This is a genomic window from Aliiroseovarius sp. F20344, assembly GCF_023016155.1.
Classification (GTDB): Bacteria; Pseudomonadota; Alphaproteobacteria; order Rhodobacterales; family Rhodobacteraceae; genus Aliiroseovarius.
In genome coordinates, this window is record NZ_JALKBG010000006.1 from 264,053 (window position 1) to 276,148 (window position 12,096).

At 56.5% G+C, this 12,096-nt stretch carries 13 protein-coding genes; 5 read left to right on the plus strand and 8 right to left on the minus strand.

Going from position 1 to position 12,096, the window contains the following annotated elements; genetic code table 11:
* Positions 1–37: 37 nt before the first annotated feature.
* From MWU55_RS07075 to MWU55_RS07085, 3 genes are all read right to left on the minus strand, one after another.
* Complete coding sequence (locus tag MWU55_RS07075) at positions 38–736, minus strand: YafY family protein (RefSeq protein ID WP_246935239.1); 699 nt, start codon at positions 734–736, stop codon at positions 38–40.
* Between the two features lie 3 nt (positions 737–739).
* The gene (locus MWU55_RS07080) at positions 740–1,108 is read right to left on the minus strand and encodes a VOC family protein (protein WP_246935240.1); all 369 of its coding nucleotides are present in this window, start codon (positions 1,106–1,108) and stop codon (positions 740–742) included.
* Positions 1,109–1,181: 73 nt separating this feature from the next.
* Positions 1,182–1,940, minus strand: a complete 759-nt coding sequence (locus MWU55_RS07085; protein ID WP_246935241.1) for a TIM barrel protein — start codon at positions 1,938–1,940, stop codon at positions 1,182–1,184.
* 109 nt (positions 1,941–2,049) lie between these two features.
* Between MWU55_RS07085 and MWU55_RS07090 the strand changes: the two genes are divergently transcribed.
* Positions 2,050–2,517 carry a hypothetical protein gene (locus MWU55_RS07090; protein WP_246935242.1) on the plus strand — a complete coding sequence of 156 codons (468 nt, stop codon included), beginning with the start codon at positions 2,050–2,052 and terminating at the stop codon, positions 2,515–2,517.
* A 20-nt stretch (positions 2,518–2,537) separates the two neighbouring features.
* On the opposite strand, the gene choV is transcribed toward MWU55_RS07090, so the two are convergent.
* The 3 genes from choV to MWU55_RS07105 form a co-directional block, all read right to left on the minus strand.
* The gene (choV, locus tag MWU55_RS07095) at positions 2,538–3,596 is read right to left on the minus strand and encodes a choline ABC transporter ATP-binding protein (RefSeq protein WP_246935243.1); all 1,059 of its coding nucleotides are present in this window, start codon (positions 3,594–3,596) and stop codon (positions 2,538–2,540) included.
* 1 nt (position 3,597) lies between these two features.
* Positions 3,598–4,428 carry a choline ABC transporter permease subunit gene (choW, locus tag MWU55_RS07100; RefSeq protein ID WP_246935244.1) on the minus strand — a complete coding sequence of 277 codons (831 nt, stop codon included), beginning with the start codon at positions 4,426–4,428 and terminating at the stop codon, positions 3,598–3,600.
* A gap of 79 nt (positions 4,429–4,507) precedes the next feature.
* Positions 4,508–5,440, minus strand: a complete 933-nt coding sequence (locus MWU55_RS07105) for a choline ABC transporter substrate-binding protein (protein ID WP_246935245.1) — start codon at positions 5,438–5,440, stop codon at positions 4,508–4,510.
* Between the two features lie 196 nt (positions 5,441–5,636).
* Here MWU55_RS07105 and betI point away from each other — a divergent pair, with 196 nt between their 5' ends.
* From betI to MWU55_RS07125, 4 genes are all read left to right on the plus strand, one after another.
* Complete coding sequence (betI, locus tag MWU55_RS07110; RefSeq protein WP_246935246.1) at positions 5,637–6,218, plus strand: transcriptional regulator BetI; 582 nt, start codon at positions 5,637–5,639, stop codon at positions 6,216–6,218.
* Complete coding sequence (gene betC / locus MWU55_RS07115) at positions 6,215–7,723, plus strand: choline-sulfatase (protein ID WP_246935247.1); 1,509 nt, start codon at positions 6,215–6,217, stop codon at positions 7,721–7,723. Before betI ends, betC begins: the two co-directional genes overlap by 4 nt.
* Positions 7,724–7,743: 20 nt before the next feature.
* Positions 7,744–9,399, plus strand: a complete 1,656-nt coding sequence (betA, locus tag MWU55_RS07120) for a choline dehydrogenase (RefSeq protein ID WP_246935249.1) — start codon at positions 7,744–7,746, stop codon at positions 9,397–9,399.
* An 85-nt stretch (positions 9,400–9,484) separates the two neighbouring features.
* A complete protein-coding gene (locus MWU55_RS07125) occupies positions 9,485–9,724 on the plus strand; it encodes a YdcH family protein (protein ID WP_246935253.1) in 240 nt (79 codons plus the stop codon).
* Positions 9,725–9,774: 50 nt separating this feature from the next.
* On the opposite strand, the gene MWU55_RS07130 is transcribed toward MWU55_RS07125, so the two are convergent.
* Together MWU55_RS07130 and MWU55_RS07135 are read right to left on the minus strand one after the other, a co-directional pair.
* Positions 9,775–10,605 (minus strand): alpha/beta fold hydrolase, encoded by an 831-nt coding sequence (locus MWU55_RS07130; protein WP_246935255.1) that lies wholly within the window; start codon positions 10,603–10,605, stop codon positions 9,775–9,777.
* Positions 10,602–12,005 carry a helix-turn-helix transcriptional regulator gene (locus MWU55_RS07135; protein ID WP_246935256.1) on the minus strand — a complete coding sequence of 468 codons (1,404 nt, stop codon included), beginning with the start codon at positions 12,003–12,005 and terminating at the stop codon, positions 10,602–10,604. Before MWU55_RS07135 ends, MWU55_RS07130 begins: the two co-directional genes overlap by 4 nt.
* Positions 12,006–12,096 lie beyond the last annotated feature (91 nt).

Consider the following 12,096-nt stretch of genomic DNA (forward strand, 5'->3'; position numbering starts at 1 on the left):
ACGGGGTGAGCCCGAAACGGGCGAGCAGCAGCGCCCCTCAGCTCTTCGGGTCAATCCCGCATTCAGCCATCTGGGCGTAAAGCGCAGGAAGGGATTTGTCGCGTTCTTCGCGAAACCTATCCCCAGTGGTAAAGCCTTCGATCCGGTCAACACGGAACATGCGAAAATCTTCGCGCAGTTCGCACCAACTGACCACGCACCAGCCGTTACGCCACAGCCAAAGCGCTAAGGGGCGAATGGTGCGTGTAGATTTCGCGGCGTGCTCATCGGCATAAGTCAGGGCCAGTCGAACACGGGCATCTATTGCTTCTTCGATCTGATCAATGAAATGACGATCTCGTTCTGACGGCATCAGGCTGGGGCCTGCGTGGATTTCGACCCGTTCGGCCTGCGCTTGTAGGGCCTCTGGCAAGACCGCGCGGATCTTCACCAACGCTTCGCGGGCCGAGGCCGCCATGGCCGCGCCGCCCATGCGCTCCAAAAGATGCGTGCCTGCGATCACCGCCATAACCTCTTCTCGGGTGAACATCAGGGGTGGCATATCGTATCCCGCGCGCATGACATAGCCCACGCCAGCCTCGCCTTCGATTGGCACGCCCGATCCGATCAGGTCAGCGACATCGCGATAGATGGTGCGTTCGCTGACCTCGAGTGTTTCGGCAAGATTGCGCGCCGTAACCAACCGCCCACCCCGAAGGTGTTGCACGATCTGGAACAGGCGGTCGGCACGGCGCATGGATCAGACTTTCGGCTCAAACAGGCCCAGCGAATTCCCGTCTGGGTCAATCGCATAGGAAAAACGGCCCGGCGGGATTTCAATCGGATCCCCCAAAATTGTGCCCCCGGCGGATTTGCAGCGCTCCACCGCATTTTCCAGCTTGTCGGGCACGATGATGTGAACGGTCGATCCGCCTCCATTTGCACCCGGCGTGCCGGGATAGATGTGGCCGCCAGCCGTATCCATATCACCCCCGAGCCATGCTATTGGATTGGGGCCAGTGTTGTCGATCTTCATGTCCCATTGGAACACTTCATTGTAAAATGCGATGGCTTTATCCATGTCTTTTACGGCAATTTCAGTCCAGCAAACTTTGGGTTGGGTCGTCATTTTGAACTCCTTTATCAATGTTGATGACCCTTTACTGACATACCCCTCCTGACAGCATAGTGTCAGGAGACTGTCAGTCGAACCCCCTTATCCAATCCAGACCGTCTTCGGTTCGCCCGGCGGGATGATATTCGCCACTTACCCAGCCCTCATATCCGTCTTGATCCAGCTGTTTAAACCAGGTGGGGTAGTCAAAGACGCCCGCGATTGGTTCGTGCCGGTCGGGCAGGCCCCCCACCTGAATGTGACGCACTACGTGTTTGACCTGCTCCCAAGTGCCCGGCATGTCCCCGGTGATCTTGTGGGCATGATAGGCGTCGAATTGCAGTCCCACATTCGGGGCATCCACCTGGGCGATGATATCCAACGCAAGATCATAGTCGGACAGGAAATAGCCCGGCATGTCACCGCGGTTGATCGGTTCGATCGTCAGGCTTTGCGACGGGGCATGGGCCGCGGCCCATTTCAGGTTTTCGACAAAGGTTGCAAGGGCATCTGCGCCTTGGGCAACACCTGCCATGATGTGGATGTGGGTAGCGCGGAAAGCTTGAGCGAACCGCAGAGTGCGCTTGAAATCGTGCTGAAATCGTGATTGCCCGCCGGGAATGGCCGAGAACCCGCGATCCCCACCCGCCCAATTGGGGGGCGGGCAGTTGATCAGCACCATTTCCAACCCATAAGCGGTAAGCCGCCGCTGAACTTCGCGCGCTGCATCGTCGTAAGGAAAGAGAACCTCGACTGCAGAAAATCCAGCCTCAGAGGCAGCCTCGAAACGGTCCAGAAAGGGCAGCTCCGTAAAGAGAAGAGTTAAGTTGGCGGCAAATCTGGGCATGAGATCGCTTTCGGTTCCTTGCGGGCCTGCATCACATAGTGCGGCGGTGGCGGCGCTTGACGCTAGGCGAAGGTCCTGTAGGCTTCAAGTGATTTTGAAGAGGTTTTCCATGCGTTTGTTTTCTGCCCTTTCTGCCTGCCTTGCGGTCGTTGCCCTAACGGCGTGCCAATCCAGTCAGGGCAAAGCCAGCGCAGGTGGCGGGGCCAGTTTCTGTGATCATCTGATCGGCTGGCAAGCGATCGAAGGGGACGAGGATACAAAACGCGCGGTCACCCGGCCCGAGATGTGCTCGCTCAGCAATTCAGCCGCCATTTGGTTCAAATCCAAGCAGGTCCATTCCAACTTGCGTAGCCGTGAGTACTGGTTGCTTGTTCCGCCCAACGATCCGCATTTGCAGAATGGGGCGCTTAGCGGATGGGACTTGCAGGTGCGTCCTTTCAGTTACGCGCATGAATTCTTCATTGTCCGAAACGAAGATGCGCGTTTGAAACCAGCCCTGGCCCGCGCGGATTGCCCGCGCAAGGCCGTTGGGATTGAAGGTGTTAAAGGCGGAAAACGCTACTGTCTGGCCAATTAATCTATGCGTCCCTGAACGAATTAATTCCCGCTGCGCGGATCCAGCAATCGAGACATAACATCATCAGCCGTGATGCGACCAACCGACTGCCCGGCCTCTATGACGTTGATTTCGTCCTGACCAGCCAACGCTTTCATCACCACATCCACTCGGTCTGTGACGTCGACAGTTGTTGTCGAGGCAGAGCTTCCAGTCGTCATGACATCGCGCGCGGTCAGAACACCCAGTGGGTTCATATGGGCCACGAAGTCTGCAACGTAGTCGTTCACCGGATTGGTGAAGATGTCGCGCGGGGTGCCGCATTGCACGATGCGCCCGCCCTCCATAATCGCGATGCGGTCGCCCAGTTTGAACGCCTCGTCCAAATCGTGGCTCACGAAGATGATGGTGCGTTTCAGCGCGGTCTGTAGCTCAAGCAATTCATCCTGAAGGCGGGCGCGAATAAGCGGGTCGAGGGCCGAAAAGGGCTCGTCCATCAAAAGGATCGGGGCTTCGGTCACGAAGGCACGGGCAAGGCCCACGCGTTGCTGCATGCCACCAGATAGCTCCCCCACTTTACGGTCGGCCCAGTCCGCCAAACCAACAAGCTCAAGCTGCGCATCAACGCGCGACTTTCTGTCAGCGGTTGAGATGCCGTCCAGCTCCAGCCCCAACCCGACATTCTGACTGACAGTGCGCCAAGGCAGCAGGCCAAATTGCTGAAATACCATGGCCACACGGCGGGCGCGAATGCGGCGAAGGGTAGCTTTGTCGGCATTGGTGACATCGACAAGGACATTCCCATCGCAGACATGCGCAGCACCACGGACAACAGGGTTCAGCCCATTTACGGCTCGCAGAAGCGTGGATTTGCCGGAACCCGACAGCCCCATAAGGACAAGAATCTCACCCTCTTGCACGGTCAGAGAGCAGTCGTGAACGCCCAGCACCTGACCCGTGGCTTCCTGCACCTCAGATCGGGACTTGCCTTCGTCCATCAAGGGTAGCGCTTTCTGAGGGTGCTCTCCGAATACGATGGACACGTTGTCGAATTTGACTGCGACGCCTGCGGTTTCGGCGGGATTGGTTGTGATGGTCATATCAGCGCTCCACGCGAAGAATGCGGTCAAGCATGATGGCAACGACCACGATGATAAATCCGCTTTCAAAGCCAAGCGCAGTGTTCACTTGGTTCAGGGCGCGCACAACAGGTACGCCCAGACCATCAGCCCCGACCAGAGCGGCGATGACCACCATCGACAGCGACAACATAATCGTTTGGTTCAGGCCTGCCATGATCTGGGGTAGGGCATAGGGAAGCTCGACTTTCCACAGGATCTGGCGTGGCGTGGCACCGAAAGCTTGGGCCGCCTCTAAAAGGGCGGGCGGGGTCGAACTGACACCCAGATGGGTCAGGCGAATTGGTGCGGGCAGAACGAAGATCACAGTCGCGATGAGACCGGGCACCATGCCGATGCCAAAGAAGACGATGGCCGGGATCAGGTAGACGAACGTGGGAAGCGTTTGCATCAGGTCAAGGATCGGACGCATGGCCTTAAACAAGCGTGGCCGGTGGGCTGCCGCGATGCCAATGGGCGTGCCCACAAGCATACACACCACACAGGCTGACAGGACAAGTGTCAGGCTTTCAGTGGTTTCTTCCCAGTAGTCTTGGTTCAGAATGAATAGAAATCCCAATGCCACAAGCAGACAGGTTTTCCAATTGCGCTGCAAAAGCCATGTGATGCCAACGAAAACAGCGGTGGTGAACAGTGGGTGAGGCGTCTGCAAAACCCACAGGATCGCGTCAATCAACCCCTCCATCAGCCAAGCAAGCCAATCAAAGAACGGCTCGCCGGTTTCCTGAAGCCAGTCGAACAGCTTCTTCGCCGTCTTGCCGACCGGGATTTTCGTTTCTGTCAGCCATTCCATGCTGCGCCCTTTCCGCTTGGAGGGGGATCAAGAAAAAACGCGCCGGGGTGGGCCCGACGCGTTCGTTTTGCGTGTGGGATCAGAGACCCAGCGCACCTTTCACGGCGGCCACTGCGTCGCCACCATCCATGGTGGTTACGCCATCAAGCCAAGCCATGAATGCATCCGGGTTGGCTTTCAGCCACGCCTTTGCTGCATCCTCGGGGTCTTCGCCATCGTTCAAGATTGCGCCCATGATCTCGTTTTCCATAGCAAGCGAGAAGGTCAGGTTTTGCAGCAGTTTACCAGTGTTGGCGCAGTCAGCGACATAGCCCGCGCGGGTGTTGGTATCGACCACGGCACCGCCCAGATTTGGACCGAAGAAATCGTCGCCACCGGTCAGGTAGGACATCTCGAAATTGGCGTTCATCGGGTGAGGTTCCCAGCCAAGGAAAACAATCGGCTCGTCTTTTTTGTCTGCACGGGCGACTTGGGCCAGCATGCCTTGCTCCGAGCTTTCGGCCACTTCGAAGCCTTCAAGGCCAAACGAGTTGCCATCGATCATCGACTGGATCAGACGGTTGCCGTCATTGCCCGGTTCGATGCCGTAGATTTTGCCTTCCAGCGCATCCGCGTGGGCTGCAATGTCGGCGAAGTCTTTGATGCCCAGATCGCTTGCAGCTTTGTTCACGGCCAGCGTGTACTTAGCGCCTTCAAGGTTGGTGCGCACGGTGTCAACGGTGCCAGCTTCGCGGTAGGGGGCAATGTCGGCCTCCATCGTGGGCATCCAGTTTCCAAGGAATACGTCCACGTCACCTTCGGCCAGCGAAGTGTAGGTTACGGGCACCGAGAGCACCTTAATGTCGGTCTCATAGCCAAGGGCCTCAAGGACAACGGTTGTGGCAGCGGTGGTCGCGGTGATGTCGGTCCAGCCAACATCCGAGAATGTGACTTTGTGGCAGTGACCATCAGCGAAAGCAGTCGAAGCAGCGGCCGAAAGGGCCAGTGCAGACAAAGTGGTTTTGAGGTTCATATCGTAGCTCCCTGTTATTTGGTGCGGTTCCAAAATCTGGTGATCCGCGACAAACGGACCAATCTGTTCAACCCTAACCCAGCCTGAGAGAAGGGGGAACCGGCATTCATTGGGAACGGACGGTGCTTTTTATTGATTGACGAGTCAATTAAAAAAACGCAACGCTGTGCAAATCATGTGATGAAGAGGGGATGAAATGCCCAAACTTGGAATGGAACCCATCCGTAAGGGTGCGCTTGTAGAAGCCACGATCCACGAGATTGGGCGTGCGGGCAGTTTGGATGTGACGGTCACCCAAATCGCCAAGCGGGCAGGGGTTTCCAGCGCCTTGGCACATCACTACTTCGGCGGCAAAGATCAGATTTTTCTGGCGGCCATGCGCCACATCCTTTCGGTCTACGGTGCGCAGGTACGCGCTGCTGTCATGGGGGCAAAAGACCCTCGGGATCGAGTCGAGGCGATCATTCGCGCCAATTTCGAAGCCGGTAACTTTCGCCCGGAAGTCATCAGCGCCTGGCTGAATTTTTATGTTCTATCTCAAAGCAATGACGGCGCGCGTCGCCTTCTGCGCGTGTATCAGCACCGGCTGCATTCCAACCTTGTATACGGGTTGCGCCCACTTGTCGGAGAGGCCGCGCATGACGTAGCGGATACGATCGCGTCCATGATCGACGGTCTCTATATCCGGCATGCGCTCCGCGAAGAAACTCCCAGCGGCACCCGCGCGTGTGAGCGTGTGCTGAGCTGTCTTGATATCATTTTGGAGACCTACGCATGAACTCCCCAAATATCCTGATCATCATGGTGGATCAGCTGAATGGTACGCTTTTTCCGGATGGTCCCGCGGATTGGCTGCACGCGCCGAATTTGAAGAAACTGGCCGAACGTTCGGTCCGGTTCCAAAACGCCTATACCGCCAGCCCGCTTTGCGCGCCGGGGCGGGCAAGCTTTATGTCGGGTCTGTTGCCGCGCCGCACCAAGGTTTATGACAACGCGGCTGAATTCGCCTCGGACATTCCAACTTATGCCCATCACTTGCGCCGCGCAGGCTACCAAACGGCATTGTCAGGTAAGATGCATTTCGTTGGTCCCGACCAAATGCACGGGTTCGAGGAACGCCTGACCACCGACATCTATCCCGCCGATTTCGGCTGGACGCCAGACTACCGCAAGCCCGGCGAGCGGATCGACTGGTGGTATCACAATATGGGGTCCGTGACCGGGGCAGGGGTCGCCGAGATCTCGAACCAGATGGAGTATGATGACGAGGTTGCATATAACGCCTGTGCCAAGCTTTATGACCTCGCCCGTGGCCATGACGATCGCCCTTGGTGTCTAACGGTCAGCTTCACCCACCCGCATGATCCTTACGTGGCGCGTCGCAAGTACTGGGACCTTTACGAGGACTGCGAGCATCTTCTGCCGGACGTGCCCGCGATGGACTATGACGACCACGACCCGCACGCACAGCGGATTTTTGACGCAAATGACTGGCGCAATTTCGACATTACAGAAGAAGACATCCGCAAATCACGCCGCGCCTATTTTGCCAATATCTCCTACCTCGACGATAAGGTGGGCGAGTTGCTGGACGTCATGGAACGCACGCGGCAGGAGGCCATAATCTTCTTTGTTTCAGACCATGGCGACATGCTGGGCGAGCGCGGGTTGTGGTTCAAAATGAACTTCTATGAAGGCTCTGCGCGGGTGCCCTTGATGGTGTCCGCACCGGGGCTCGAGCCTGGCTTAGTTGAGGCGCCAGTCTCGACGCTCGACGTGACACCGACTCTGGCCGATTTGGCGGGTATTTCGTTGGACGAAGTGAAGCCGTGGGTGGACGGTGAAAGCCTTGTTGGGTTGGCGATAGGTGAAGAACGCACCAACCCTGTGGCGATTGAATATGCTGCCGAGGCGTCTTACGCGCCGCTGGTGTCGCTGCGCTATGGTAAGTGGAAATACAATCGATGTGCGTTGGATCCAGATCAGCTGTTTGATTTGCAGGCTGACCCGCATGAGTTGGTGAACCTTGCCACTGATCCAGCCCATGAAGGCACGCTGAATTCGCTGCGCGCGAAGTCGGAAGCCCGTTGGGATCTGGACGCCTACGATGCAGAGGTGCGCGAAAGTCAGGCGCGTCGCTGGGTGGTATACGAGGCGCTTCGAAATGGTGCCTACTTCCCATGGGACTATCAGCCTTTGCAGAAGGCGTCCGAGCGCTACATGCGCAATCACATGAACCTCGACAATCTTGAAGAAGGGCAGCGTTTCCCACGTGGGGAATAAGCGCTCTCGCGGACGGTAAAATGCAAGCGGAATACGTAATTATTGGGGCAGGCAGCGCGGGTTGTGCGATGGCCTATCGGCTGGCTGAAGCGGGCAAACGGGTTCTGGTGATCGAACATGGCGGCACCGATGCCGGCCCATTTATCCAGATGCCCGCGGCTCTGAGCTACCCTATGAATATGGGGATGTATGACTGGGGCTTCCAGACCGAGCCCGAGCCGCATCTGGACAACCGCACGCTGGTTACGCCGCGCGGCAAGGTGGTTGGTGGCTCCAGTTCGATCAACGGGATGGTCTATGTGCGTGGGCATGCCAAGGACTTTGATCACTGGGCAGAACAAGGTGCCGATGGCTGGTCTTATGCGGATGTGCTGCCGTATTTCAAACGACAGGAAAGCTGGCACGACAGCGGGCATGGTGGAGATGCGGATTGGCGGGGCAAGGACGGCCCGCTGCACGTAACCCGTGGTCCGCGTAAGAACCCTTTGTTCCACGCCTTTGTCGAGGCCGGGAAGCAGGCCGGATATGAGGTGACGGACGACTATAACGGTCAGAAGCAAGAAGGCTTCGGCCCGATGGAACAGACGGTCTGGAAAGGGCGGCGCTGGTCAGCGGCCAACGCCTATATTCGTCCTGCACTGGAACGTGAGAATTGCGAACTCATCCGCGCCTTCGCCCGCAAAATCGTCATCGAAGACGGTCGTGCCGTGGGCGTCGAAGTGGAACGCGGCGGCAAGATCGAAGTGATCCGCGCCGAGGCCGAGGTGATCATCGCGGCTAGCTCGATCAACTCGCCGAAGCTTCTGATGCTGTCGGGGATCGGTCCAGCGGCGCACCTGAACGAACACGGGATCGAGGTCGTCGCCGACCGCCCTGGCGTCGGGCAGAACCTGCAGGACCACCTTGAGGTTTATATGCAATACGCCTCGAAACAGCCGATCACGCTCTATAGGTACTGGAACCTAATCTGGAAGGGCATTTTGGGTGCGCAGTGGCTATTCACCAAAACAGGTCTTGGCGCGTCGAACCAGTTTGAAAGTGCAGCCTTCATCCGCTCGAAAACGGGCGTCGAATACCCGGACATCCAGTATCACTTCCTGCCGATTGCCGTGCGTTATGACGGGCAAGCAGCGGCAGAAGGTCACGGTTTTCAGGCCCATACCGGGCCGATGCGGTCGCCGTCGCGCGGGGAAATCACGCTGAAATCGGCGGACCCTAAAGTGGCACCGCGCATCTTCTTCAACTACATGTCGACCGAGCAGGATTGGGAAGACTTCCGTACCTGTATCCGCCTGACGCGCGAGATCTTCTCGCAGCCCGCGTTCGAGCCTTTCGTGAAGTTCGAGATCCAACCGGGCAACGCGCTACAAACGGATGACGAGATCGACAGCTTCATCCGTGAACACGCTGAAAGCGCCTATCACCCGTGTGGCACATGCCGGATGGGGCGCGCTGATGATCCGATGGCGGTGGTTGATCCTGATCTTCGCGTGATTGGCGTGGATGGGCTGCGATTGGCGGACAGTTCTGTGTTTCCGCGCATCACCAACGGCAATCTCAATGGTCCGTCTATCATGGTGGGCGAGAAAGCCTCGGATCATATTCTGGGACGTCGCTTGCCCGCAGCAAACGACGCACCCTGGATACATCCGGATTGGCAGAATTCGCAACGCTAATGGGTGTTTATTGATCCCTGTCAAAGCGGGAAGGCAGCACGACGCGCAAACTCCCAACAACTGTTAAGAAAAGGAGAACACGCGAATGTCACATACCCCACATGAGCTGCACGAAGAATTCCCCGAGTTCGCTGAGAAAATGAGCGATCTGAAGCAATCTGACGCACATTTCTCGAAGCTGGCGGACGAATACCACGAAGTGAATCGTGCGATTCACCGGGCTGAGACTAATCTGGAGCCAACAGATCAGTTCAACGAGGAAGATATGCGCAAGAAACGCGCGGCCTTGAAGGATGAGATTTATCAGATGTTGTCAGCATCCTGAGTGCTGACAAGCTGAAAACTAAAAGGCCGGGCATTGCCCGGCCTTTCATTTTACTTACCATGAATGGCTTGAAGCCATTCTCGAAGAGGAGTGAGTACATTTTGCTGCCAAATCGATGTGTGACCAGCATGTTTACGCGCCGCTAGAATCTTGTTCTTGGCTGGCGACATCTCATACAGCTTTTGGCCCATTCGAAACGGAACCGTGCTGTCTTTCTCTCCATGCATGATAAAGGTCGGCGCTTTCACGCTTTGGATCGCTCGTTTTGATGGCCACAGATCTGTCCGGCTTGCAAACATCGGTAGCAGGAGAGGGTTCTTTGCAGCGGTCAGATCGACCAGAGATGTATAGGGCGCTTGAAGAATGATTGCAGATGGTGGGCGTGCGCGTCCTGGCTTGCCTGCAGCAATTGCAAGCGCCACCCCGGTTCCAAGGCTCTCCCCCATCAGAATAATCTGCTTGCTGCCAGTCATCTTCGGAATGTCTGTGTAAAGCTGGTTTGCCAACCCTTGGATTGAATTGCGACTGGGCTGGCCTTTGCTGCCTGCCATGCCGGGGTAAGCCATCGCTACCACGCCATAGCCACGGTTGAGGAACCAGCGGAACTTGTGTCCGCGCGTGTAAAGATTACCACCTGAGCCTGGCAAATACATAACGGTTGGTTTGCCTTTCTTTGGCTTACCAACCCAAAGGACGAGGCCCTTGTAAATAACCTCTTGCAGGCGTTCATCTGACTTATGGGGATTACGACGCTTCTCGCTGAATTGGTAAAAAGTGCGTCGCTCCATCTGAGTTGCAAAGCTCTCGGCACGTACGGGGGTGGGCCCCGATGCTGTTACGAAAGCCAATGCAAGCAGGATGGGTAGGAAAAACTTGTTCATCTTGAGATCTCGTAAGGAAGTGTTCCGCGCGAATATGGGTCCACTTGCAGCTTACGTTCAAGGGGGGGAACCGACCGTTGATGGCATAACTGGCGTTCACAGATTCTGCACGAGATCCCGATGGGTTCAAAGGCTGCATCATTCGACACATCAAAATCGTCTGCGTATACCAGCTCTCCAGCATGTTTAACTTCGCAGCCCAGCCCGATCGCATAGCGGCGAACCGGAGCATCAAAACTGCCCCCTGACTTGGTTACATTTCGCGCCAAACAGAAGTACCGCACCCCGTCGGGCGTCTGCGCCAACTGACGCAAGAAACGTCCAGGAGTTTCAAAGGCTTGGTGAACATTCCACAAGGGGCAAGCGCCGCCAAATCTGGCAAACTGAAGACGTGTTGCGGAGTGTCGTTTGGTGATAGTTCCTGCCTGATCCACGCGGACAAAAAAGAACGGGATGCCTTTTGCACCGGGACGTTGAAGAGTGGACAGCCTGTGGGCGATTTGTTCGATCGATGCACCGAAGCGATCAGCCAATCGTTCTAGGTCATGACGGGTCTCATGCGCGGCGGCAAGAAACTGCTCATAGGGCAAGATGGCAGCGCCCGCGAAATAGTTTGCAAGTCCCAGTTTTGCGATCGCTCTGGCCTCGTCGGTTTGAAACCTTGCAAAATCCAATGTCGCTTCTAGCAGAGCGTCCTGCGTCAGCAATGCGACCTGCATGAGAAGTTGAAACTCTTGCGTTGCACGAGGTGGGCGGGTCGAGAGAGTCAGAACGCGACTATCAACATCGTAGCTCCGAACTTTCTCGGCATCGGCGCGTTTAAGGGTGATGCCTCGTTCATTCAGCACGGCCTCAGCCATCGCCGCCTGACCTAAACCACGCGACTTCCCGGTTTGTGCAAAATGTTCTGCCGCGCGATCCACGGCATCGATGTAGTTGTCGCAATAGTGAAAGAAGTCGCGAACCTCTTCCCAAGGGCTGGCTTGGCTTGGGTTTTCATCATTGCCGATGTTTTGGTCCATCGAGGCAAGTCGTTCATGTCCAAGCCTGTATGCGCGATGCAGTTCTAGCAATGCGTGGGCCAGTGCGGGTGCGTTAGATGCCGCAAGCCGCAGATCCGCCAAAGGTGGAACGTCGGAAAACACTGGGTCTGCAAATGCTTCACGCATGTCAGTCACCAACCGTTCAGCGTCACCCGTAGACAATTCAGCCACGTCAAAGCCAAACTCCTGGGCCAGTGCCAACACCACACCAGTTGAAACCGGTCGGTTGTTGTTTTCCATTTGGTTGAGGTAGGGAAGACTGACGCCCAGTTTTTCGGCAAAGGCTTTCTGGGTCAGATTTAGGCGTGTGCGGATTTCCCGAAGTTTCACACCCGCATAGAGTTTCTGGGTGGCCATAGCAGTTTCCTGAGTTCGCATATTTGCAATTTGCATTAGCATACTTGCATTTAATTTGCAAATTCGCCCCTTTTTGCTTCCCGCCGTCCTT

Excerpts from the sequence above, each read along its gene's own strand:
- MWU55_RS07085 (WP_246935241.1), bottom strand. The coding sequence starts at position 1,940 with ATGCCCAGATTTGCCGCCAACTTAACTCTTCTCTTTACGGAGCTGCCC.
- betC (WP_246935247.1), top strand. The coding sequence starts at position 6,215 with ATGAACTCCCCAAATATCCTGATCATCATGGTGGATCAGCTGAATGGT.
- MWU55_RS07105 (WP_246935245.1), bottom strand. The coding sequence starts at position 5,440 with ATGAACCTCAAAACCACTTTGTCTGCACTGGCCCTTTCGGCCGCTGCT.
- choW (WP_246935244.1), bottom strand. The coding sequence starts at position 4,428 with ATGGAATGGCTGACAGAAACGAAAATCCCGGTCGGCAAGACGGCGAAG.
- MWU55_RS07125 (WP_246935253.1), top strand. The coding sequence starts at position 9,485 with ATGTCACATACCCCACATGAGCTGCACGAAGAATTCCCCGAGTTCGCT.
- betI (WP_246935246.1), top strand. The coding sequence starts at position 5,637 with ATGCCCAAACTTGGAATGGAACCCATCCGTAAGGGTGCGCTTGTAGAA.
- choV (WP_246935243.1), bottom strand. The coding sequence starts at position 3,596 with ATGACCATCACAACCAATCCCGCCGAAACCGCAGGCGTCGCAGTCAAA.
- MWU55_RS07090 (WP_246935242.1), top strand. The coding sequence starts at position 2,050 with ATGCGTTTGTTTTCTGCCCTTTCTGCCTGCCTTGCGGTCGTTGCCCTA.
- betA (WP_246935249.1), top strand. The coding sequence starts at position 7,744 with ATGCAAGCGGAATACGTAATTATTGGGGCAGGCAGCGCGGGTTGTGCG.
- MWU55_RS07075 (WP_246935239.1), bottom strand. The coding sequence starts at position 736 with ATGCGCCGTGCCGACCGCCTGTTCCAGATCGTGCAACACCTTCGGGGT.
- MWU55_RS07130 (WP_246935255.1), bottom strand. The coding sequence starts at position 10,605 with ATGAACAAGTTTTTCCTACCCATCCTGCTTGCATTGGCTTTCGTAACA.
- MWU55_RS07080 (WP_246935240.1), bottom strand. The coding sequence starts at position 1,108 with ATGACGACCCAACCCAAAGTTTGCTGGACTGAAATTGCCGTAAAAGAC.
- MWU55_RS07135 (WP_246935256.1), bottom strand. The coding sequence starts at position 12,005 with ATGGCCACCCAGAAACTCTATGCGGGTGTGAAACTTCGGGAAATCCGC.